The organism is Streptomyces coryli, assembly GCF_011044975.1.
In the GTDB taxonomy this organism is placed as follows: Bacteria; Actinomycetota; Actinomycetes; order Streptomycetales; family Streptomycetaceae; genus Streptomyces; species Streptomyces coryli.
Window position 1 is genome coordinate 17,897 of the sequence record NZ_JAAKZV010000026.1, and the last position, 20,170, is coordinate 38,066.

General features: G+C 72.2%; 17 protein-coding genes. 8 read left to right on the forward strand and 9 right to left on the reverse strand.

The window, feature by feature from the left end:
- Positions 1-13: 13 nt before the first annotated feature.
- The 6 genes from G5C51_RS09030 to G5C51_RS09055 all read right to left on the reverse strand — a co-directional run bounded on the left by G5C51_RS09030 (position 14) and on the right by G5C51_RS09055 (position 6,652).
- Positions 14-1,318 carry an MFS transporter gene (locus G5C51_RS09030; protein ID WP_165234620.1) on the reverse strand — a complete coding sequence of 435 codons (1,305 nt, stop codon included), beginning with the start codon at positions 1,316-1,318 and terminating at the stop codon, positions 14-16.
- Between the two features lie 31 nt (positions 1,319-1,349).
- On the reverse strand, positions 1,350-3,209 hold the full coding sequence (locus tag G5C51_RS09035) for an APC family permease (RefSeq protein ID WP_165234623.1): 1,860 nt from the start codon (positions 3,207-3,209) through the stop codon (positions 1,350-1,352).
- Between the two features lie 74 nt (positions 3,210-3,283).
- Complete coding sequence (locus G5C51_RS09040) at positions 3,284-3,814, reverse strand: hypothetical protein (protein WP_165234626.1); 531 nt, start codon at positions 3,812-3,814, stop codon at positions 3,284-3,286.
- 217 nt (positions 3,815-4,031) lie between these two features.
- Complete coding sequence (locus tag G5C51_RS09045) at positions 4,032-4,895, reverse strand: AraC family transcriptional regulator (RefSeq protein WP_338118068.1); 864 nt, start codon at positions 4,893-4,895, stop codon at positions 4,032-4,034.
- Positions 4,892-5,728 carry a GNAT family N-acetyltransferase gene (locus G5C51_RS09050; protein ID WP_165234629.1) on the reverse strand — a complete coding sequence of 279 codons (837 nt, stop codon included), beginning with the start codon at positions 5,726-5,728 and terminating at the stop codon, positions 4,892-4,894. Before G5C51_RS09050 ends, G5C51_RS09045 begins: the two co-directional genes overlap by 4 nt.
- Positions 5,729-5,830: 102 nt before the next feature.
- Positions 5,831-6,652, reverse strand: a complete 822-nt coding sequence (locus G5C51_RS09055) for an SDR family NAD(P)-dependent oxidoreductase (protein WP_165234632.1) — start codon at positions 6,650-6,652, stop codon at positions 5,831-5,833.
- Between the two features lie 390 nt (positions 6,653-7,042).
- On the opposite strand from G5C51_RS09055, the gene kdpF reads away from it, so the two are divergent.
- From kdpF to G5C51_RS09090, 7 genes are all read left to right on the forward strand, one after another.
- Positions 7,043-7,132, forward strand: a complete 90-nt coding sequence (gene kdpF / locus G5C51_RS09060; RefSeq protein WP_063801986.1) for a K(+)-transporting ATPase subunit F — start codon at positions 7,043-7,045, stop codon at positions 7,130-7,132.
- A gap of 9 nt (positions 7,133-7,141) precedes the next feature.
- Positions 7,142-8,806 (forward strand): potassium-transporting ATPase subunit KdpA, encoded by a 1,665-nt coding sequence (kdpA, locus tag G5C51_RS09065; RefSeq protein WP_165234635.1) that lies wholly within the window; start codon positions 7,142-7,144, stop codon positions 8,804-8,806.
- Positions 8,803-10,920 carry a potassium-transporting ATPase subunit KdpB gene (kdpB, locus tag G5C51_RS09070; protein WP_165234638.1) on the forward strand — a complete coding sequence of 706 codons (2,118 nt, stop codon included), beginning with the start codon at positions 8,803-8,805 and terminating at the stop codon, positions 10,918-10,920. The genes kdpA and kdpB overlap by 4 nt, the downstream gene beginning before the upstream one ends.
- 5 nt (positions 10,921-10,925) lie before the next feature.
- Positions 10,926-11,561, forward strand: a complete 636-nt coding sequence (locus G5C51_RS09075) for a potassium-transporting ATPase subunit C (RefSeq protein ID WP_165234641.1) — start codon at positions 10,926-10,928, stop codon at positions 11,559-11,561.
- Positions 11,562-11,563: 2 nt separating this feature from the next.
- The gene (locus tag G5C51_RS09080; protein ID WP_165234644.1) at positions 11,564-12,247 is read left to right on the forward strand and encodes a response regulator; all 684 of its coding nucleotides are present in this window, start codon (positions 11,564-11,566) and stop codon (positions 12,245-12,247) included.
- A gap of 68 nt (positions 12,248-12,315) precedes the next feature.
- Positions 12,316-13,284 carry an ATP-binding cassette domain-containing protein gene (locus tag G5C51_RS09085; protein ID WP_165234647.1) on the forward strand — a complete coding sequence of 323 codons (969 nt, stop codon included), beginning with the start codon at positions 12,316-12,318 and terminating at the stop codon, positions 13,282-13,284.
- Positions 13,281-14,069, forward strand: coding sequence for an ABC transporter permease (locus G5C51_RS09090; RefSeq protein WP_165234650.1), 789 nt, complete (start codon positions 13,281-13,283; stop codon positions 14,067-14,069). Before G5C51_RS09085 ends, G5C51_RS09090 begins: the two co-directional genes overlap by 4 nt.
- 4 nt (positions 14,070-14,073) lie before the next feature.
- Here the strand turns inward: G5C51_RS09090 and G5C51_RS09095 are convergent, their stop codons facing one another.
- Positions 14,074-17,205 (reverse strand): ATP-binding protein, encoded by a 3,132-nt coding sequence (locus G5C51_RS09095; RefSeq protein WP_165234653.1) that lies wholly within the window; start codon positions 17,203-17,205, stop codon positions 14,074-14,076.
- A 135-nt stretch (positions 17,206-17,340) separates the two neighbouring features.
- Between G5C51_RS09095 and G5C51_RS09100 the strand changes: the two genes are divergently transcribed.
- Positions 17,341-17,943 (forward strand): DUF3887 domain-containing protein, encoded by a 603-nt coding sequence (locus G5C51_RS09100; RefSeq protein ID WP_165234656.1) that lies wholly within the window; start codon positions 17,341-17,343, stop codon positions 17,941-17,943.
- A gap of 13 nt (positions 17,944-17,956) precedes the next feature.
- Here G5C51_RS09100 and G5C51_RS09105 read toward each other — a convergent pair whose 3' ends face one another.
- Together G5C51_RS09105 and G5C51_RS09110 are read right to left on the reverse strand one after the other, a co-directional pair.
- Positions 17,957-18,565 (reverse strand): TetR/AcrR family transcriptional regulator C-terminal ligand-binding domain-containing protein, encoded by a 609-nt coding sequence (locus G5C51_RS09105; RefSeq protein ID WP_165234659.1) that lies wholly within the window; start codon positions 18,563-18,565, stop codon positions 17,957-17,959.
- 19 nt (positions 18,566-18,584) lie between these two features.
- On the reverse strand, positions 18,585-20,165 hold the full coding sequence (locus G5C51_RS09110; RefSeq protein ID WP_165234662.1) for an MFS transporter: 1,581 nt from the start codon (positions 20,163-20,165) through the stop codon (positions 18,585-18,587).
- Between the last annotated feature and the right edge of the window lie 5 nt (positions 20,166-20,170).

Consider the following 20,170-nt stretch of genomic DNA (forward strand, 5'->3'; position numbering starts at 1 on the left):
CCCTTTTGCCGCACTAGTGCAGCTCGGTCCCCCGGGTCTCCGGCAGCCCCAGCAGCGTCACGTACGCCAGCGCGTAGCCCGCCGCCGCGAAGACCAGCGCGCCGCCGACGCCCCAGCTGTCGGAGAGGAAGCCGACGAGGGTCGGGAAGACCGCGCCGACGCCGCGGCCGGTGTTGTACGTGAAGCCCTGGCCGGTGCCGCGGACCTCGGTCGGGTAGAGCTCGGCGAGGAAGGAACCGAAGCTGGAGAAGATCGCGGACATGCAGAAGCCGAGCGGGAAGCCGAGGAGCAGCGAGACCTCGTCCCAGTCGGCGGGGACCTGGGAGTAGGCGAGCACGCAGGCCGCCGAGAGCACGGCGAAGGTCTGGATGGTCGTGCGGCGGCCGAGGCGGTCGGCGAGGTGGGCGCCGGTCACGTAGCCGGTGAAGGCGCCGACGATCTGGACCACCAGGAAGCCGCCGACGCCGGTGACCGCCAACCCGCGTTCGTCGCTGAGGTACTTGGGGATCCAGGTGGCCAGGGTGTAGTAGCCGCCCTGGACGCCGGTGGAGAGCAGGGCGGCCAGCAGGGTCGTGCGCAGCAGCCCGCCCCGGAAGATCGTGACGAACGGGAGTGTCTGGCGCCTGTCCCGCAGCCGGGCGGTCGCGGCCGGCGCGTCCTTGACGCTGCGGCGCAGGTAGAGCACGAGCAGCGCGGGCAGCGCGCCGGTGAAGAACAGCACCCGCCAGGCCAGGTCGTCGCCTGCCAGGTGGAAGACGATGGTGTACGCCAGGACGGCGAGGCCCCAGCCCACCGCCCAGGCCGACTGGATCCAGCCCAGCGTGCGCCCGCGCTGCCCGCTCGAGGCGTACTCGGCCACCAGGACCGCGCCGACCGCCCACTCGCCGCCGAAGCCGAGGCCCTGCAGCGCACGGAAGACCAGCAGCGTCTCGAAGTTGGGCGCGAAGCCGCAGGCGACGGTGAAGACCGCGTAGATGCCGATCGTCCACATCAGCGCCTTGACCCGGCCGACCCGGTCGGCGAAGACGCCGGCCAGCGCGCCGCCCAGCGCGGAGACGACGAGGGTCGTCGTCGCCAGCAGCCCGGTGTGGCCGTTGTCGAGCGCGAAGTAGCTGCCGATCGCCGCCAGGCCGAGCGGCAGGACGTAGAAGTCGTACGAGTCCAGGCCGTAGCCCCCGTACGCGCCGAAGAAGGCGCGCCGGCCGTCGGGGGACAGTTCGCGGTACCAGCCGAATCGCGGCTCCGCCGCCGTCCCCGGCGGCGCGCTGCGGTCCGTGGCGGCGGCGGACTTCTCCGGTGAGGGGGGAGTCATGCCCATGGCCGTACCCCATGGGCATGACAGAAAATCCCTATTCCGGCGGCAGCCGGAAGCGCAGCCGGCACACCACCGCGTCGCTGCTCTTGCGGACCGCGTGGGCGACGACCGAGCCGCGCTGGTTGTGCAGGAGGCGCTGCCAGACGTGCGGCGGCTCGACCTCCGGGATCAGGACCGTGACCCGCAGCGCCGGGTCGCCCGCCGACAGGTGGCGGGCGTAGGCCGCGATCGGACGGCCCACCGCCCGGGTGGCGGAGGGGAGTTCGACGAGGTCGACGCCCGGGGACCAGAGCTCCCAGTCGCGGCGCAGCGCCTGGGCGGCGAGGCGGTCGGGCTCCTCGTCGTGGGTGACCGTCACCGCCAGCACCTCGTCGCCGAGCGAGCCGGCCGCCGTCAGCGCCTCGCTGGTCAGGCGGGAGAGGCCGGCGACCGGGACCAGGACCAGGGAGCGGTCGCGGTGCGGGCAGTCGGGGATGCGGCCGAGGCCGAGGCCCCTGCCGATCCGGTCGTACGCGGCGTGGACCCGGCCGAAGGCGAGGACCAGCAGCGGCAGGGCGAGCACGATCAGCCAGGCGCCGGCGGTGAATTTGGTCGCCGTCACGACCACCGCCGAGACGCCGGTCAGCAGCGCGCCGAAGCCGTTGAGCGCCGCCTTCGCGCGCCATCGCGGGCCGCGCTCGGCGCGCCAGTGCACCACCATCCCGACCTGGCAGATGGTGAAGCCGACGAAGACGCCGATCGCGAAGAGCGGGACGAGGGTGTTCACGTCGCCGCCGGAGAAGAGCAGCAGCGCCGCCGAGACGGCCGCGAGGGCGAGCACGCCGTGGCGGTGGACCTGGCGGTCGGCCTTCAGGGCGAAGGCGTGCGGGAGGTAGTTGTCGCGGGCGAGCAGGCTCATCAGGACCGGGAGGCCGCCGAAGGAGGTGTTCGCCGCCAGCGCCAGCAGCACGACGGTGGCGAACTGCACCACGTAGAAGCCCCAGTTATGGCCGAGGGAGGCGTCCGCGAGCTGGGCCAGGACGGTCACGCCCTCGACCGGCTGCAGGTGGAAGCGGCCGATCAGCACCGACAGGCCGATCAGCATGACGCCGAGCAGCGCTCCCAGGGCGACCTCGGTGCGCTGGGCGCGCTTCGGCGCCGGGGAGCGGAAGGACGGCACGGCGTTGGCGACCGCTTCGACGCCGGTAAGCGCCGAGCAGCCGGAGGCGAATGCTTTCAGCAGCAGCAGCGCGCCGACCGTGGTGGCGTCGTCGCCCAGCGCGGAGGCGTGTCCGGCGGCGGAGGCCTCGGATACGGGGCCGTCGCGGAAGAGGCCCACGGTGATCAGCGTCAGGATCGAGCCGACGAAGACCGCCGTCGGCAGCAGGAACGCCTTCGCGCTGTCCACGATCCCGCGCAGGTTCACCGCGGTGACGAGCACCAGCACGCCCAGGCACAGCCAGACCCGGTCCCCGTAGAGGGCGGGGAAGGCGGAGGTCAGCGCGGCGACGCCGGCGGTGACGGAGACGGCGACGTTGAGGACGTAATCGAGGATCAGCGAGGCGGCGGCCACCAGGGAGGTGCGCCGGCCGAGATGCGCCCTGGCGACGCCGTACGAGCCGCCGCCGCCCGGGAAAGCGGCGATGACCTGCCGGTACGAGGCCACCAGCACCGCCAGCAGGCCGGCGATGGCGAGCGTCACCGGGAGGGTGAAGCCGAGTCCGTGGGCGCCCGCGGCGGCGAGGACGAGGACGATGGCCTCGGGGCCGTACGCGATCGACGCCATCGCGTCGAGGGAGAGGGCGGCGAGGCCCTGCAGGGAGGTGAGCCGGTGCCGCTGCTGGTCGCGAGGGCCGGTATCCGGAGGCTCCTCGGCCAGGGCGGGGGCCGGCTCGTCGGTCACTGATGAATGCATGTCTGCAGCGTTCAACCGGCAAGGGCGGCAGGCCAGATGCCTTGGCGCGGTCCTGACGCCAGCGACCGGAATCTTCACGGCTCGCTGACGGCCCGGCTGAGGATCGCCGAGCCGAGACCCGCGTCGATGGCGGCGGCGATCTCCCGCACGGCGGCGTCGTCGCAGCGTCCTGGCCGCAGCGTGCCGGTCCTGAGCGAGTGGCGGATGCCGCTCTCCACGTGCTGCCACACCAGGGGGAAGTCGACAAGCATCGTCACGTCGGCGTCGAGGGTGCGGCCGTCGCTGTCGCGCAGCACCAGCAGCGGGGTGGGCCCGCGCCCGCGGCGGACCAGGATCAGTTGGTCGGTGCGTACGGACCGGGTGCGGAGCAGGCCGCGTACGGTCAGCCAACCCGCGCCGCACCGCGCCAGGTCCGGGAACAGCACGGCGAACACCAGCGCCCCCAGGGCCAGCCAGCACACCGCCCGGGGGCCGCTCGCCGAGCCCCGGTCGAGGTCGAGCAGCAGCAGAAGGCCGCTGAAGGCGGCGCCGCTCGCCAGTGCCGCGCATATCGAGAGGCCGGTCCTGCCGCACGCCGCGGTGGTTGCCTGAAGGCGAGAGCTCATGGCCGGGAAGCTAATGACGGGACGGCGCCGTGCCCAGCTGATTGACGGTCCGCTGACGGGCTTGAGACGGCTCTCTTACGGGCCGCGGGGCGCGCCCCTGCGCTTCCGGGCCCGGGCGCCGGCGGAGAGCACGGCGCCCGGGACCGCCCCGTGCCGAGGACGCTATCGGCGGGCCGGTGCCCCGGTCTTGGAAAAAATTGACCTGTCGGCAAAGTACCTATCGCGCCTGGCGTGCCTGCGCCCCCTCGGCCCAGCGGGCGGCCGCCACCTGCCCCGGGGTGGTCTCGCCCAACGCCCGGAAATCGCGGTTCAGATGGGCCTGGTCGTAGAACCCGCAGGCCGCCGCCACCGCACCTGGTTCCGCCCCCTCACGGGTCAGCAGCCCCACCGCGCGGTGGAAGCGCAGCACCCGCGCCGCCGTCTTCGGCGCCAGGCCGATCTGCTGGGTGAAGCGGCGCACCAGATGGCCCTGGCTCCAGCCGACCTCGTCCGCGAGCCGGGTGACGGGCAGCGCACCGCCCGCTCCGGCCAGCAGCCGCCAGGCGTGGTGCACCTCGGGCGCGGCCTCGGGGCCGTCGGCGAGCCGGGCCAGCAGCGCGGCGTCGAGCAGGTCGAAGCGGGCCGCCCAGTCGGGGGTGGTGGCCAGGCGCTCCACCAGGAAGCGGGTGTCGCGCCCGAAGATCTCGTCCAGTTCCACGACCCGGTTGGTCAACTCCCGCAGCGGCAGCGCGAACAGCCGGTACGCGCCCACCGGCGTCAGCTCCACCCGGATCGCCTCCTGGCCGCCGGGATGGGCCAGCACCCGCGGCCCGTCCTCCAGGCCCGCGACCAGCGATCCGACGGCCGTCGCCCCCGCCTCCCCCGGCCGGCGCACCCGGGCGAACGGCTGCCCCAGATTGATCACCACGGCGACCCGCCCGTTGGGCACCACCCGCACCTGATACGGCACCGGGCGCCCCCGCTCCCAGTAGCCGGCGTAACTGTGCACGTATCCCCGCAACCCGGCCGGCCAGGGCCGGGTCACCCGCCACCTGGACTCGCCGAGCGGGGTGAACCACAGTCCCGTAGCACGTGCCGTCACGCGGGAAATTCAAGCATGACGCTCCCGTCCGGGGTCGCGGTCCGACCACTTTGCACCGGGCGGGGCACGTCGCCGGACAGGCCTCGCGCACGCCCGGTCGCGTAGTGGTCGTATTCGTCGTGCAGCCGGAAGCCGGTGTACCAGGCGAGCAGGCGGCTGGGCCGGTTGTCGCGGCCGCAGGTCCAGGTCGCGGTGGCGCCGCGCCCTGCGATGTCCCGGCAGAGGGCGGTGACGCAGGCCTTGGCCAGGCCGCGGCGGCGGTCGGCGGGTGCGGTGTAGCAGGCGACGTCCTCGTACGCGCTGCCGCGGAAGTAGGTGCAGGCGACGGCGAGGACCGCGCCCTTGCGCACGGCGGCGTGGGCGAACCCGGAGCCGGCGAGGCCGGCCGGGCCGCCCCAGCTCTCGCTCACCCAGCCCGCGTCAGGGCCCAGCGCGGCGACGGCGTCCGCGTCGGCGGCGGTCAGCCGGCGCACGGTGATGCCGCGCGGCGAGCGGGCCTGCGGCTCCGCGACCTGGTGGAGATACGTCATCCGCTCGCTCGGCACCACCCGGTCGAAGGCGCTGCCGAGCAGCGGCAGGAAGCGGGCCGGCGCGTGCACGTGGTGACCGGCGAAGGGCGCCAGTCCGGCCGGGTCGAGCGCGGCCGGGTCGCCGCGCAGCAGCAGATGGCCGGCGCACGCCACGGCCATGGCCCGCGGCTCCTCGGCGTCGTCGGCCCACCACTGGCCCGCGCCGCCGGCCGCCACATGCTCGGCCAGCACGCCGACGCCCGGCGCGGCCGGCGGCAGCCGCCGGGCGAGCGCCGGGATCCGGTCCGGAGCGATTTCGATCATCGGTCTCCTCCGCGATGCACCTCGGCTACGGGCCGGGGCGGGCCACTCGGGCCCGCCCCGGCATCGGGTGCCCAGTCCCTCCGGGTCGGAAAGGTACGGGATTCAGGCGGCGTTGGCGCCGACCAGCAGGCCGGCGAGCTTGTTGAGCCGCCTGACCGTGCGCTCCTCGGCCGCCGCCGGCGCCGGGTCGACGCGCTCGCCGCGGTCGTAGTACGCGCCGTTGACGATCTCGGTCGCCGGGTCGCAGAGGCGGACGACGTGGGCCGCGCCCTCGGCCGGGGTGACGCCCTTGAGGCCGTACAGCGGGAGCAGCCCGGTCTCGCAGATCCCCGGGTGCACGGAGACGGCGGTGACCCGCGGGTCGGCGGCGAACACCGTCAGCGCGAGCTGCGACTGGGCGTACGCGGCCAGCCGGGAGTAGCGCCGGGCCCGGTTGGGGTCGGACCACTGGATGGACGCGGTGCGGTGCAGCGAGGAGGAGACATTGACGACGCGGCCGCCCGGGTCGGTGGTGAGGGCCGGCTCCAGCAGATTCGTCAGCAGGTAGTGGGCGAGGAAGTTGACCTGGAAGGCGACCTCGTTGCCGTCCGCGGTGACGGTGTGGCGCTCGGGGGCCGCCATGCCGGCGTTGTTGACCAGGACGTCGAGCCGCGGATGCGCGGCGGCGACCCGCGCCGCCATCGCCTCGACCTCCTCGAGCCGCGCGAAGTCGGCGGCGAAGGGGCACAGCCGGGCGCCGTCGATACCGGTGACGGCGACGAGGCGGTCGGCGGCGGCCCGCGCCTCCTGCGGGGTGCGGCCGTGCAGCAGCACGGTGGCGCCGCGCTCGGCGAGCAGCCGCGCGGTCTCGTGGCCGATGCCGGAGGTGGCGCCGGTGACCAGGACGTGGCGGCCGGCGAGAGACGAGGACTCGGGTGTGGGCATGTTCGCTTTCCATGGGTGGATGGGTGGATGGGTCCGGGATGGATCACCCATGGAACGGCCGCCCGCAGGCCCCCGCAAGACATCCGCGCCGGTATTGACGCCCCTCGGGCGGTCCCATGACGCCGCCCTGACAGGCACGGCAGTTGTGTGCCCTATGTCACTCGTCGCGGCTTTTCTCAGCGCCCCGCGTTAGGGATCCGTCAAAGCCGGTCGGTCGGCCGTAAGGGAGCTGTCAACGGCGATCACTTCCAGCCAGAAGCGCGGTTTCCTCGACTCGTCAGACCAACCCGACCCACCCAGGGAGCATGCGATGGCCGACGTGGCCTTCGTCGTCGTCACGATCGCGATCTTCGCGCTGGTGGCCCTTGTCGCAAAGGGGGTGGCGAAGCTGTGACCGCCGAGAACATTGTCGGCCTGATCGTGGCCGTCGCCCTCCTTGGTTACCTCGTCCTCGCCCTCGTCTATCCGGAGAGGTTCTAGGTCAGCGATATGAGTCCCGTCCTCGCCGGCGTGCTCCAGCTGCTGGCGCTCATCGGCGCGCTGGCCCTGGCGTACCGCCCCCTCGGCGACTACATGGCCAGGGTCTACTCCTCGACCGAGCACCTGCGGGTCGAGAAGTGGATATACAAGGCCATCGGCGCCAACCCCGACACCGAGATGCGCTGGCCCGCCTACCTGCGCGGCGTCCTCGGCTTCTCGCTGATCAGCGTGCTCTTTCTGTACGGGCTGCAGCGGCTGCAGGGCAGCCTGCCCGGCTCGCTCGGGTTCGCCTCGATCGACCCGGACCAGGCGTTCAACACCGCCGCGTCCTTCGTCTCCAACACCAACTGGCAGTCCTACTACGGCGAGCAGGCCATGGGCCACGTCGTGCAGACCGGCGGCCTGGCGGTGCAGAACTTCGTCTCGGCGGCCGTCGGCATCGCGGTCGCGGTCGCGCTGGTGCGCGGCTTCGCCCGGTCCCGTACCGGCGAGCTCGGCAACTTCTGGTCCGACCTGGTGCGCGGCGTCGTCCGCATCCTGGTCCCGATCGCCGTCGTCGGCGCGATCGTCCTGGTCGCCTGCGGTGCCATCCAGAACTTCGCCGGCATCCACGAGGTCGGCCAGTTCGCGGGCGGCAGTCAGCAGTGGAACGGCGGCGCCGTCGCCTCCCAGGAGGTCATCAAGGAGCTGGGCACCAACGGCGGCGGCTACTTCAACGCCAACTCCGCCCACCCCTTCGAGAACCCCAACGGCTTCTCGAACCTCTTCGAGATCTTCCTGATCCTGCTCATTCCGTTCGCGCTGACCAGGACCTTCGGCCGCATGGTCGGCAGCGTCCGGCAGGGCTACGCGATCCTCGCCACGATGGCCACCATCTGGCTGGGCTTCATCGCCCTGATGATGTGGACCGAGTTCCACCACGGCGGCCCGGCGTACGACATGGCCGGCGGGGCCATGGAGGGCAAGGAGACCCGCTTCGGGATCGGCGCCTCGGCGATCTTCTCGATCTCCACGACGCTCACCTCGACCGGCGCGGTGAACTCCTTCCATTCCTCCAACACCGCCTTCGGCGGCGGGCTGAACTTGCTGGGCATGATGCTCGGCGAGATCGCGCCCGGCGGCGTTGGCTCCGGCCTGTACGGCATGCTGATCATGGCCATCATCGCGGTCTTCATCGCGGGCCTGATGGTCGGCCGTACGCCCGAATACCTGGGGAAGAAGATCGGCACCCGCGAGATCAAGCTCGCGGCCTGCTACATCCTCGTCACCCCGACGCTGGTGCTCGGCTTCACCGCCGCGGCCATGGCGCTGGACACTCCGGCGAACTCCATGACCAACAGCGGGGCGCACGGCTTCTCCGAGATCCTCTACGCGTACACCTCGGGCGCCAACAACAACGGCTCCGCCTTCGCCGGCCTGAACGCCGATACCCAGTGGTTCAACAGCACCATCGGCATCGCCATGCTGCTGGGCCGCTTCCTGCCGATGGTGTTCGTCCTGGCGCTGGCCGGCTCGCTCGCCGGGCAGCAGCCGGTCCCGGCCACCGCCGGCACCCTCCGGACCGAGAAGCCGCTGTTCACGGGGCTGCTCGTCGGAGCAATCATGATCATCACCGGACTGACGTACTTCCCCGCTCTTGCGCTCGGCCCGCTTGCCGAAGGGCTCGCCTCATGACCACAGAACTCCAGGAACCGACCCGCCGCGAGGCACGCGCACCGCATCAGGACGTGCCCACCGGCCACCAGCCCGGCCGCGTCGGCGCCGGCCTCTTCGACCCGAAGCAGCTGCTGAAGTCCTTCCCCGACGCCTTCCGGAAGCTCGACCCGCGGGTGATGGTCAAGTCCCCCGTGATGTTCGTGGTGCTGGTCGGCTCGGTGGTCACCACCGTGCTGGCGGTCAAGGACGCGGGCGACTGGTTCGGCTGGGTCATCGCCGCCTGGCTGTGGCTGACCGTGGTCTTCGCCAACCTGGCGGAGGCGGTCGCCGAGGGCCGCGGCAAGGCGCAGGCGGACACCCTGCGCAAGGCGAAGACCGACACGGTCGCGCGGCGCCTCGTGAACGGCCGCGAGGAGCAGGTGCCCGGCACCGGGCTCGCCATCGGCGACCTGGTGGTCTGCGAGGCGGGCGACATCATCCCGGGCGACGGCGATGTCGTCGAGGGCGTCGCGTCCGTGGACGAGTCGGCGATCACCGGCGAGTCCGCGCCGGTCATCCGCGAGTCCGGCGGCGACCGTTCGGCCGTCACCGGCGGTACGAAGGTGCTGTCCGACCGCATCGTCATCAAGATCACGACGAAGCCCGGCGAGACCTTCATCGACCGCATGATCAACCTGGTCGAGGGCGCCGCCCGGCAGAAGACCCCGAACGAGATCGCGCTGAACATCCTGCTCGCCTCGCTCACCATCGTCTTCCTGCTGGCGGTCGTCACCCTGAAGCCGTTCGCGATCTACGCGGGGGCCGACCACCAGACCTCGCTGATCGTCCTCACCGCCCTGCTGGTCTGCCTCATCCCGACCACCATCGGCGCGCTGCTCTCCGCGATCGGCATCGCGGGCATGGACCGCCTCGTCCAGCGCAACGTGCTGGCGATGTCGGGGCGCGCCGTCGAGGCCGCCGGGGACGTATCGACGCTGCTGCTGGACAAGACCGGCACCATCACCCTCGGCAACCGCCAGGCCGCCGAGTTCGTACCGGTCACGGGCACCACCGCGGCCGAACTCGCCGACGCCGCCCAGCTGTCGTCGCTCGCCGACGAGACGCCCGAGGGCCGCTCGATCGTGGTCCTGGCCAAGGAGAAGTACGGGCTGCGCGAGCGCCACCAGGGCGAGCTGGAGCACGCCGGCTGGGTGCCCTTCACCGCCCAGACCCGGATGTCGGGTGTGGACGTCGAGGGGCGCAAGGTCCGTAAGGGCGCCACCGGTTCGATCCTGGCCTGGGTGCGCGAGGAGGGCGGCACCGTCACCGACGAGGCCGATTCCCTCTCCAACCGGATCTCGGAAGAGGGCGGCACGCCGCTCCTCGTCGCGGTCAAGGACGGCAAGGGCGCCCGCGTGCTGGGCGTCATCCACCTCAAGGACGTCGTCAAGGACGGCATGCGCGAGCGGTTCGACGAGCTGCGCCGCATGGGCATCAAGACCGTCATGATCACCGGCGACAACCCGCTGACCGCCAAGGCGATCGCGGAGGAGGCGGGCGTGGACGACTTCCTCGCCGAGGCCACCCCCGAGGACAAGATGGCGCTGATCAAGCGCGAGCAGGCCGGCGGCAAGCTGGTCGCGATGACCGGCGACGGCACCAACGACGCCCCCGCGCTGGCCCAGGCGGACGTCGGCGTGGCCATGAACACCGGCACCTCGGCCGCCAAGGAGGCCGGGAACATGGTGGACCTGGACTCCAACCCGACGAAGCTGATCGAGATCGTCGAGATCGGCAAGCAGCTGCTGATCACCCGGGGCGCGCTGACGACCTTCTCCATCGCCAACGACGTGGCGAAGTACTTCGCGATCATCCCGGCGATGTTCGCGGTCGCCTACCCGGGCCTGGACAAGCTCAACATCATGCAGCTGGCCTCCCCCGAGTCCGCGATCCTCTCCGCGGTCATCTTCAACGCGCTGATCATCATCGCGCTGGTGCCGCTCGCCCTGAAGGGCGTGCAGTACCGGCCGCTGAGCGCGGACCGGATGCTCCGCCGGAATCTCGGGATCTACGGACTGGGCGGGCTGATCGCCCCGTTCATCGGCATCAAGATCATCGACCTGCTTCTCTCTCTGATCCCCGGAATCGGCTGATCCCCATGAACAACTCCGTAGCGAACACCACCCGCCTGCTCTGGGCCGGACTCCGCGCCTTGCTGGTCCTCACCGTGCTGACCGGCGTGATCTACCCGCTGGCCGTCACCGGCGTCGCCCAGGCCGCGTTCAACGACAAGGCCAACGGCTCCGAGATCAAGGACCACGAGGGCAAGGTCGTCGGCTCGAAGCTGATCGGCCAGACCTACAAGGGCCTCCAGTGGTTCCAGCCGCGCCCGTCCAACGGCCTCGGCGAGAACAGCGTCAACACCCAGTACCAGCTGATCCTCTCCGGCGCGACCAACCTGTCGGGCGACAACAAGGAGCTGATCAAGTCGGTGAAGGACGCCAAGGCCGCGGTGATCAAGGACAATTCGACGCCCGGCCACCAGGTCAAGCCGTCCGACGTCCCCGCCGACGCGGTCACCTCCTCCGGCTCAGGCCTCGACCCGCACATCTCCCCCGAGTACGCGGAGCTGCAGGTCCACCGGGTGGCCGCGAAGAACCACCTCCCGGTGGGCGAGGTCGAGAAGCTCGTCCACGAGCACACCGACGGCCGCATCCTCGGCTTCATGGGCGAGCCGCGGGTGAACGTCCTCGAGCTCAACATCGATCTCAAGGAACTCGCCGCGAAGGGGTGACGATGACCCGGGTGCTGGTGGTCGAGGACGACGCCCACCTCGTACGGACCCTCGTGCTGAATCTGCAGGCGCGGAACTACGGCGTGGACGCCGCACCGGACGGCGCCACCGCCCTCCGCCTCGCCGCCGCCCGGCAGCCGGACGTCATCGTGGTCGATCTCGGCCTGCCCGACATGGACGGGCAGGCCGTGATCCGCGGGCTGCGGGGCTGGACCGGGGTGCCGATCCTGGTGCTCTCCGCCCGCCGGGCGCCCGAGGAGAAGGTCGCGGCCCTGGACGCGGGCGCGGACGACTACCTCACCAAGCCGTTCAGCATGGACGAGTTCTACGCCCGGCTGCGGGCGGCGGTGCGGCGGACGCAGCACCCGGCGCCGTCCGGGGCGCCGGCAGTGGTCAGGACGGCCGAGTTCACCGTCGACCTCTCGGCCAAGAAGATCAAGCGAAAGGGCCGGGACGTCCACCTGACCCCGACCGAATGGCACCTGCTGGAGATCCTGGTCTGCAACGCGGGCCGCCTGGTCTCCCAGAAGCATCTGCTGCAGGAGGTCTGGGGCGCCACCCGCGACCACCGGACCAACTACCTCCGGGTCTACATGGCGCAGCTGCGCCGCAAGCTGGAGCCGGACCCGTCCCACCCCCGGCACCTCGTCACGGAGCCGGGGATGGGCTATCGCTTCGAGGGCTGACACCTGCTGACACGGGCTGAAATGCCGTTGAAAGGCCGCTGAGCGGCGCGCCTCGCAGACTCCGGGGCATGACGAATCCGAACCGCACACCCGCCATCGCGGCCACCGGGCTGCGCAAGGCCTACGGGGACAAGCTGGTCCTCGACGGCATCGACATCCACGTGCCGACGGGCACGGTCTACTCCCTCCTCGGGCCGAACGGCGCCGGCAAAACCACCGCCGTGAAGATCCTCTCCACCCTCATCACGGGCGACGCCGGTGACATCCGCATCGCCGGACACGACCTCGCCGCCGATCCGCAGGCGGTACGGGCCGCGATCGGTGTCACCGGCCAGTTCTCCGCCGTCGACGGGCTGATCACCGGCGAGGAGAACATGCTCCTGATGGCCGACCTGCACCACCTCTCCAAGGCCGAGGGCCGGCGCACCGCCGCCGAGCTGCTGGAACGCTTCGACCTGGTGGAGGCGGCGAAGAAGCCCGCGCAGTCGTACTCGGGCGGCATGAAGCGCCGGCTGGACATCGCCATGACCCTGGTCGGCAATCCGCGGATCATCTTCCTCGACGAGCCGACGACGGGTCTTGACCCGCGGTCGCGGCACAACATGTGGGGGATCATCCGCGAGTTGGTGTCCGACGGCGTGACCGTCTTCCTCACCACCCAGTACCTGGAGGAGGCCGACGAGCTCGCGGACCGTATCGCCGTGCTGAACGACGGGAAGATCGCGGCCGAAGGCACCGCCGACGAGCTGAAGCGGCTCATCCCCGGCGGCCACGTCCGCCTCCGCTTCCAGGACCCCGACGCGTATCAGAGCGCCGCCGGCGCACTCCGCGACATCACCCGGGACGACGAGTCCCTCACCCTGCAGATCCCCAGCGACGGCAGCCAGCGCGAGCTGCGCTCCATCCTCGACTGGCTGGACTCGGCGGACATCGAGGCCGACGAGCTGACCGTGCACACCCCCGACCTCGACGACGTCTTCTTCGCCCTCACCAGCGGCAGCACCGTCCCCAACCAGCCCAAGGAGGCTGTCCGATGAGCTCCCTCGCCCTCGCGGTCCGCGACTCCCACACCATGCTGCGGCGCAATCTGCTGCACGTGCGCCGCTATCCGGCGCTGACCCTCAACGTGCTGCTGACGCCGATCGTCCTCCTCCTGCTCTTCGTCTACATCTTCGGCGACGCGATGAGCGCCGGCATCGGCGGCGGCGACCGCTCCGACTACATCGCCTATCTGGTGCCGGGCATCCTGCTGATGACCATCGGCGGCACCACCGTCGGGACCTCGGTGTCGGTGGCGATGGACATGACCGAGGGCATCATCGCCCGGTTCCGTACGATGGCGATCCACCGGCAGTCGGTGCTGATCGGGCGCGTCGTCGGCTGTGTGCTGCAGTGCCTCGCCAGCGTGGTGCTGGTGGGCGCCGTCGCCGTGGCCATCGGGTTCCGGGCCACGGATGCCAACGCGGTGGAGTGGCTGGCCGCTTTCGGGCTGCTGCTGCTCGTCGCCTTCGCGCTCACCTGGATCGCAGTCGGGATGGGCATGGTCAGCCCGAACGCCGAGGCGGCCAGCAACAACGCGCTGCCGCTGATCATGCTGCCGTTCATCTCCAGCGCCTTCGTGCCGGTCGACTCGATGCCGGGCTGGTTCCAGCCGATCGCCGAGTACCAGCCCTTCACCCCTGCCATCGAGACCCTGCGCGGCCTGCTGCTGGGCAGCGAGATCGGCCACAACGGGTGGCTCGCCGCCGCCTGGTGCCTGGGGCTGACCGTGCTCGGCTTCTTCTGGTCGAAGGCGCTGTTCAACCGGGACCCGGGCAACTGAGGGCCTACAGGAGTGCGAGCGCCGCCGCCCGCAGCTCCTCCCGCCCGAGGGCGGCGTACTCCGACACCGCGTCGGCGTACGCCGCCCCGTCGGCCTTCTCCGCCGCCTCCCGGGCCCGCTCGGCGGACATCGTCGGCTGGAACTCCCGCAGCACATGCAGCCGTTCGGCCAGCGCCAGCAGCCGCACCGCCGAGGTGTCGCCCGCCGCGAGCCCGGCCAGGCCGAGCGCCAGCAGCGTGGTGCCGTACACCGCGATCTCCCCGACCGGGCGGGAGCTGTCCGGCAGCAGCGCGCGCAGCTGCTGCCGCAGCTCCGCCACCAGATCGGCGACCAGATCCAGCCGCCCCGCACAAGCATGCGCGGCCACCGCGGCGGCCTTGATCTGCATCGCCCACGGGTCCGCATACGGGTCCACGGCCTCCGGCGCCTGGTGCTCGCGCAGCCGCCGCACCGCCGTCCGCCACCGCTTGAGCCCGACCTCGGTGAGACCGCGGGCCAGGGCGATCTCCGCCCGCAGCGGCAGATCGGGGGCGAAGACCGAGGTGTAGTCGGCCGGCTGGACGCGCTCCGCCCGCGCCAGCCACTCCTCGGCCTCGTCGAGCTCACCGCGCTGCAGGCAGGCCAGCGCAAGACCCCAGCGCAGGCCCATGGGGTCCGACAGGTCGCCCTGCTGCTCCGCCACCTCCAGCGCCGCCAGCAAGTGCCGGTACGCCTCCTCCCCCAGCCCGATGTGCATCGCCAGCTCGCTGATCCGCGCGTGGCTGAGCATCTGCAGGGTGGGGTTGGGTACGGCGTCGACCACCGTCAGCATGCGGCGGGCGGAGGCCAGGGCGCGCTCGGGCTCGTGCTCGTACTCCCAGAGATAGCCGGCCACGCACTCGGCGACGCCCGCCAGCAGCCGCGCGTCGCTGGCGCACAGCTCGCGCAGCGCCTCGTAGCCGGGCGGCCGCAGCTCCGGTACGGCGCACAGCACGATGCTGAGGGACCGCAGCAGGGTGTCGGGCTGCGCGGGCGGCAGCCGCCGCAGGATGGCGAGATGGCGCAGCTGGCGCGGGCCGTACCCCATGAACAGGGCGGCGGTGCAGAGGGCGGAGAGGCTGCGCAGCGGCTCGGTGTCCGCGGGGGCGGGGCGGTAGTGCGACAGCGGCGGCGCGGTGTCGGCGGCGAGTGCTACGAGCCGGTGGAAGCTCGCGGAGTCCGTGGCCCAGACGCCGGCGAGCACCGCGCCGGCCGCCGCCGTGGTGGCGTGGTCCTCGCGGGCGAGGGAGTGCCGCAGGGCGAGAACGAGGTTGTCCTGCTCGGCGCGCAGCCGCGCCCAGTGCCGCAGCGGGTCCGGGCCGAACAGCACATCGTGGTCGGCCCGCCCCACCTCCCGCGCCCAGGCGAGGAACCGCACGGTCACCGCCTCGTCCTCACCGGCCGCCGCGCGCCGGGCGGCGCTGAACTCGCGCACCGTCTCCAGCATGTGGAAGCGGACCCCGGCCGCGGCGTCGGCCGCCTTCAGCAGCGACTGGTCGACGAGCTGCTCCAGCAGGAACAGCGCGTCGCCGCCCTCCCCCAGCAGCACCTCCGCCGCCTCCTCGGTGAAGCCGCCGGGGAAGACGGACAGCGCCCGCAGCGCCGCCCGCGCGTCCTCCTCGAGGAGATTCCAGCTCCACTCCACGACCGCGTGCAGGGTGCGGTGCCGCTCGGGCACATCGCGGTTCCCGCCGCGCAGCAGCTTGAAGCGGTCCCGCAGCCGCCGCGAGATCTCCGGTACGGACAGCACCCGCACCCGCGCCGCCGCCAGCTCGACGGCGAGCGGCAGCCCGTCGAGATGCCGGCACAGCTCCGCCACCGCGTCCGGGGGCAGCTCGACGCCGGGGCGGGCGGCCCGCGCCCGCTGCTCGAAGAGCTCGACCGAGGTCGCCAGGCTCAGCTCCGGCAGCTGGTACACCGCCTCCGAACTCAGCCCCAGCGGCGCCCTGCTGGTGACCAGCACCCGCAGCCCCTTGGCCAGCGACACCAGCACCCGGACCAGGTCGGAGGCGCCCTCGACGACCTGCTCGCAGTTGTCCAGCACCAGCAGTGCGGGTCCGTTGCCGAGAGCGGCGGCGATGGCGGCGGGCGCGCCCCCTGCCCCGCTCCCGTACGGGCCGACGCCACCGCGCGGCGTCTCCCCGCCGCCCAGCGCCGACGCCACCTCGCCGGCCACGTCCTCGTCCGCGCCGACGCCCGCCAGCGACACGAAGTGCACCACCCGCTGCTCGGCCTCCCGGCTGACGGCGTACGCGAGCCGCGTCTTGCCGAGGCCGCCGGGCCCGACGATCGAGGTCACCCGCGAGGAGCGCAGCAGCCGGGCCACCGCGGCGAGGTCGTCCGCGCGGCCCAGCAGCGGGTTGGGGTCGTGCGGCACCCCGTAGCGGATGACGGGTGCCTCGTCCTGCAGCAACTCCTGGTGTACGGCGGCCAGTTCCCGGCCCGGGTCGGCGCCGAGCTCGTCGCGGAGATCGCGCCGGTACGCGTCGTACCGGGCGAGCGCCGCCGCCGGACCTGCGGTGCCGGCCTCGGCGCGCAGCAGCTCGGCGAGCAGCTCCTCGTCGCGCGGGTGCGCCGCGGCCGCCTCGCTGAGCGGCTCGGCGGCCTCCGCGTGCCGCCCCAGCCGCGCGAGCGCGAGCGCCCGCGCCCGTACGAGCGCCGCATACACCGGCGCCCGCTCGGCCCGCAGCTCCGCGACGGGGTCGCCGGGCGCGGGGTCTGCATCAGGAACGCCCTCCCAGAACCCGAGCCCCTCCTCCGCGCTCGCCAGCGCGGCGGCATGATCCCCGGCCCGCCCGTGGCGCGCGCTCTCCTCGGCACACCGCAGCACCAGGGAGCTGTCGACCTGCTCCGCACTCAGCGCCAGCCGATACCCGGTCGGCGTGCTCACCACCACATCCGCCCCGAGCTGCGCCCGCGCCCGCGACACCAGAATCCGCAGCGCATTGGCCGGATTCGCGGGCAGCTCCCCCTGCCACAGCCCTTCCACCAGCCGCCCACTGCTGCACCCGCCCCGCAACTCCCCGGCGAGCAACGCCAGCAGCCCCCGCAGCCGCGGCGCGGTGATCTCCCGCCCGCGGTAGGCCACTCGGGACAGCAGGGTCAGGTCGGCGGTCATCGGGAGTCCTTCATGGGAGGCACCCCCTGATTCAACTGGGGGAGGACGTCACTCGGTCAGGCTATCGATCGCGGGGCCGCGAAGCGCGTAAAGATTCCCTTGACAGTCGGTCGCGTAAAGGGAACCTTTACAGATATGAGCGGTCCACGTACGGACATCACGGCCCTGGCCGCGGAGATCGCGGCGCTCGCCCGCCGCCTCTCCGGCCCAACCCACGCCGAGCTGACCGGCGTTGAGATCGCCCGCGATCTGGACGTCCTGGCGGACACCGCACTGCGCGCCGCCGTCGGCCGGGCCCGCGCCGCCGGGCACACCTGGCAGGAGATCGGCGATCTCCTCGGCGTCAGCCGCCAGGCCGCCTTCCAGCGCTTCGGCCGCCCCATCGACCCACGGACAGGAGAACTCATGAGCAAAGCCGCGCTCCCCGGCGCCGCCAACCGCGCGACCGAGCTGTTCATCGACTGGATCGAGGGCCGGCACGACGCAATAGTCACCCGCTTCGACGCCACGATGACGGCGCAGCTCCCGCCGGCCGGCCTCGCCGCCGCCTGGGCCGAGGTCATCGGCATGGCCGGAGCGTACGAGCGGATGGGCGAGCCGCGGGTCCGGCAGCTGGGCGACCATACGGTGGTGGACATCCCGCTGGAATTCGAGGCGGGCCCGATGAAGGGCCGCGCCACCTTCAGCAAGGAGGGCGAGGTCAGCGGGCTGTTCGTGCTCAGCCCCGATACGCCCTGAGCGCGGCCGCCCGTCAGCGCGGGGACGCGCCGCGGAGGAAGGTGTCCACGATGTGTTCCGTCAGGTCCTCTTCCAAGGGGGCGTTGATGGAGGCCCGGTAGTACAGCGGACCGACCAGCATGTCGATGAGCAGATCCAGGTCGGCACCCAGCTCGGGACGGATCTCGCCGGCGTCGATGCCGCGCCGCAGGATGCGGGCGAAGGCCTCGCGGCGCGGGGTGATCGACTTATCGCGGAAGTACTGCCACAGCTCGGAGTTGCTGTGCAGCGTCGTCAGCATGTTCCGCATCACGGCGGACGTGTGCTTGGCCAGGCTGCGTTTCCGCGTCGCCTCCACGACCACCAGCAGGTCCTCGCGCAGCGACGTCCCGGCCGGCTCGGGCAGCGGGTCCTCGACCGTGTCCAGCACGTGCGCCATCAGGGCTTCCTTGGTCGGCCAGCGCCGGTAGAGGGTGGCCCGGGTGACGCCGGCCTCGCGGGCGATGGCCACCATCGAGAGATCCGCGAAGCCGACGCCTTCGGCGAGCAGCCGCAGGACGGTGTCGACGACCGCGCCGTCGACCGCCGCGTTGCGCGGGCGGCCGCGCGGTGCGTCGGCCGTACGGCCGGGAGCGTCCGTCACTGCTGGGCACCTGCCTTGGTCACCGTTGGGCCTCCGCCTCCCGCGGCTGCGGGCTGCCGGCGCCGGCCGCCTCGGTCTCCCGCTGCGGTGTCGGCCTGCCCGCCATCGTCACCAGCACGATAACCGCTCCGAACACGCTGGCCGCGGCCGCCGTAATCGCGGCGAGGTGCATGGCGTGGATGAACGCGTCGTTGGCCGGGCCCACCATTGCCCGCCCCTCGTCGCCGAGCCGCGCGGCCGCGCTCAGCGTGGCCTGGATCGACTCGCCCGCGCTGTGCCGGGTCTCCGCGGGCAGGGCGTCGAACTGGCCCTCCACTCCCCTGCGGTACGCGGCCGACAGCAGCGAGCCGAGCACGGCGATGCCGATCGCCCCGCCCACCTGGCGGAAGACATTGTTGATCGCCGAGCCCGCCCCCGCCTGCTCCCGCGGCAGCGAGTTCATGATCATGACGGTGGCGGGCGGGAAGACATGCGCGAGCCCCGCCCCCATCAGCGCGAAGAGCGCCGCCAGCACCCAGATCGGCGTCGACCGGCCGAGCAGCAGGAACCCGGCGAAGGCGGCGGCGTTGACCAGCAGGCCCGCGGCACAGACGGCACGCGGCCCGTACCGGGCGACGACGTGCCGCGCCCGCGGCGCGAAATACATCTGCGCGGCCGCCAGCGGCAGCATCAGCAGCCCCGTCTCCAGAGCGCTGTAGCCGCGTACGGACTGGGTGTAGAAGACCATGAAGAAGGCCACTCCCATCAGCGCGAACGAGCACACGCCGATGGCGGCGACGGCCCCGGTGAAGCGGCGGTCCCTGAAGTACCCGACGTCGAAGGCGGGATGGTCCGTACGCCGCTCCCACAGCACGAAGCCCGCCAGCACGGCGAGCCCGCCGAGCCCGGTGCCCCAGACCTCGGGCCTGCCGAAGTCCCCGAGCTGCCCGCCCTTGATAACGCCGAAGACCAGCAGTGTCATCCCGGCTATCGACAGCAGCACGCCGACCGGATCGAGCCGCCCGGCCCGCTCGTCCCTGGACTCCGGCACGAGCACCACCATGGCGATCAGGGCGACGATCACGATCGGCACGTTCACGAGGAAGATCGAGCCCCACCAGAAGTGCTCGAGCAGCGCCCCGCCGGCGATCGGCCCGGCGGCGACGGCGAGGCCGACCACGCCGGTCCAGATGCCGATCGCCCGGGGCTGCTCCTCGGGCTCGAAGACCTGCGCGATGATCGCCAGCGTGGCGGGCGGGGTGAAGGCGCTGCCGATGCCCATCAGGCCGCGGTACGTGATGAGTTCGGCGGGCGAGCCGGCGTAGGCGCACAGCGCGGAGGCCACGCCGAAGAGCGCCATGCCGAACAGCAGCGCCTTCTTGCGCCCCAGCCGGTCACCGAGCACACCGCCGGTGAGCAGCAGCCCGGCGAACACCAGCGTGTACGAGTTCACCGCCCACTCCAGCTCGCTCTGGCTCGCGCCGAGGCCGGTGGGGGACGGCTGGGCGAGGGTCTGCATCGCCACGTTGAGGATGGAGTTGTCGAGGACGGTGACCAGCACGCTGAGCAGCAGGACGGCGAGGATCGCCCAGCGGCGGCGGTGGATGTGATCCGGAGTCATGGCTT

Excerpts from the sequence above, each read along its gene's own strand:
- G5C51_RS09100 (WP_165234656.1), top strand. The coding sequence starts at position 17,341 with ATGAGCGGTCCACGTACGGACATCACGGCCCTGGCCGCGGAGATCGCG.
- G5C51_RS09075 (WP_165234641.1), top strand. The coding sequence starts at position 10,926 with ATGAACAACTCCGTAGCGAACACCACCCGCCTGCTCTGGGCCGGACTC.
- kdpA (WP_165234635.1), top strand. The coding sequence starts at position 7,142 with ATGAGTCCCGTCCTCGCCGGCGTGCTCCAGCTGCTGGCGCTCATCGGC.
- G5C51_RS09110 (WP_165234662.1), bottom strand. The coding sequence starts at position 20,165 with ATGACTCCGGATCACATCCACCGCCGCCGCTGGGCGATCCTCGCCGTC.
- G5C51_RS09080 (WP_165234644.1), top strand. The coding sequence starts at position 11,564 with ATGACCCGGGTGCTGGTGGTCGAGGACGACGCCCACCTCGTACGGACC.
- G5C51_RS09090 (WP_165234650.1), top strand. The coding sequence starts at position 13,281 with ATGAGCTCCCTCGCCCTCGCGGTCCGCGACTCCCACACCATGCTGCGG.
- G5C51_RS09085 (WP_165234647.1), top strand. The coding sequence starts at position 12,316 with ATGACGAATCCGAACCGCACACCCGCCATCGCGGCCACCGGGCTGCGC.
- G5C51_RS09030 (WP_165234620.1), bottom strand. The coding sequence starts at position 1,318 with ATGGGCATGACTCCCCCCTCACCGGAGAAGTCCGCCGCCGCCACGGAC.
- G5C51_RS09040 (WP_165234626.1), bottom strand. The coding sequence starts at position 3,814 with ATGAGCTCTCGCCTTCAGGCAACCACCGCGGCGTGCGGCAGGACCGGC.
- kdpB (WP_165234638.1), top strand. The coding sequence starts at position 8,803 with ATGACCACAGAACTCCAGGAACCGACCCGCCGCGAGGCACGCGCACCG.
- G5C51_RS09055 (WP_165234632.1), bottom strand. The coding sequence starts at position 6,652 with ATGCCCACACCCGAGTCCTCGTCTCTCGCCGGCCGCCACGTCCTGGTC.
- G5C51_RS09050 (WP_165234629.1), bottom strand. The coding sequence starts at position 5,728 with ATGATCGAAATCGCTCCGGACCGGATCCCGGCGCTCGCCCGGCGGCTG.
- G5C51_RS09095 (WP_165234653.1), bottom strand. The coding sequence starts at position 17,205 with ATGACCGCCGACCTGACCCTGCTGTCCCGAGTGGCCTACCGCGGGCGG.
- G5C51_RS09035 (WP_165234623.1), bottom strand. The coding sequence starts at position 3,209 with ATGCATTCATCAGTGACCGACGAGCCGGCCCCCGCCCTGGCCGAGGAG.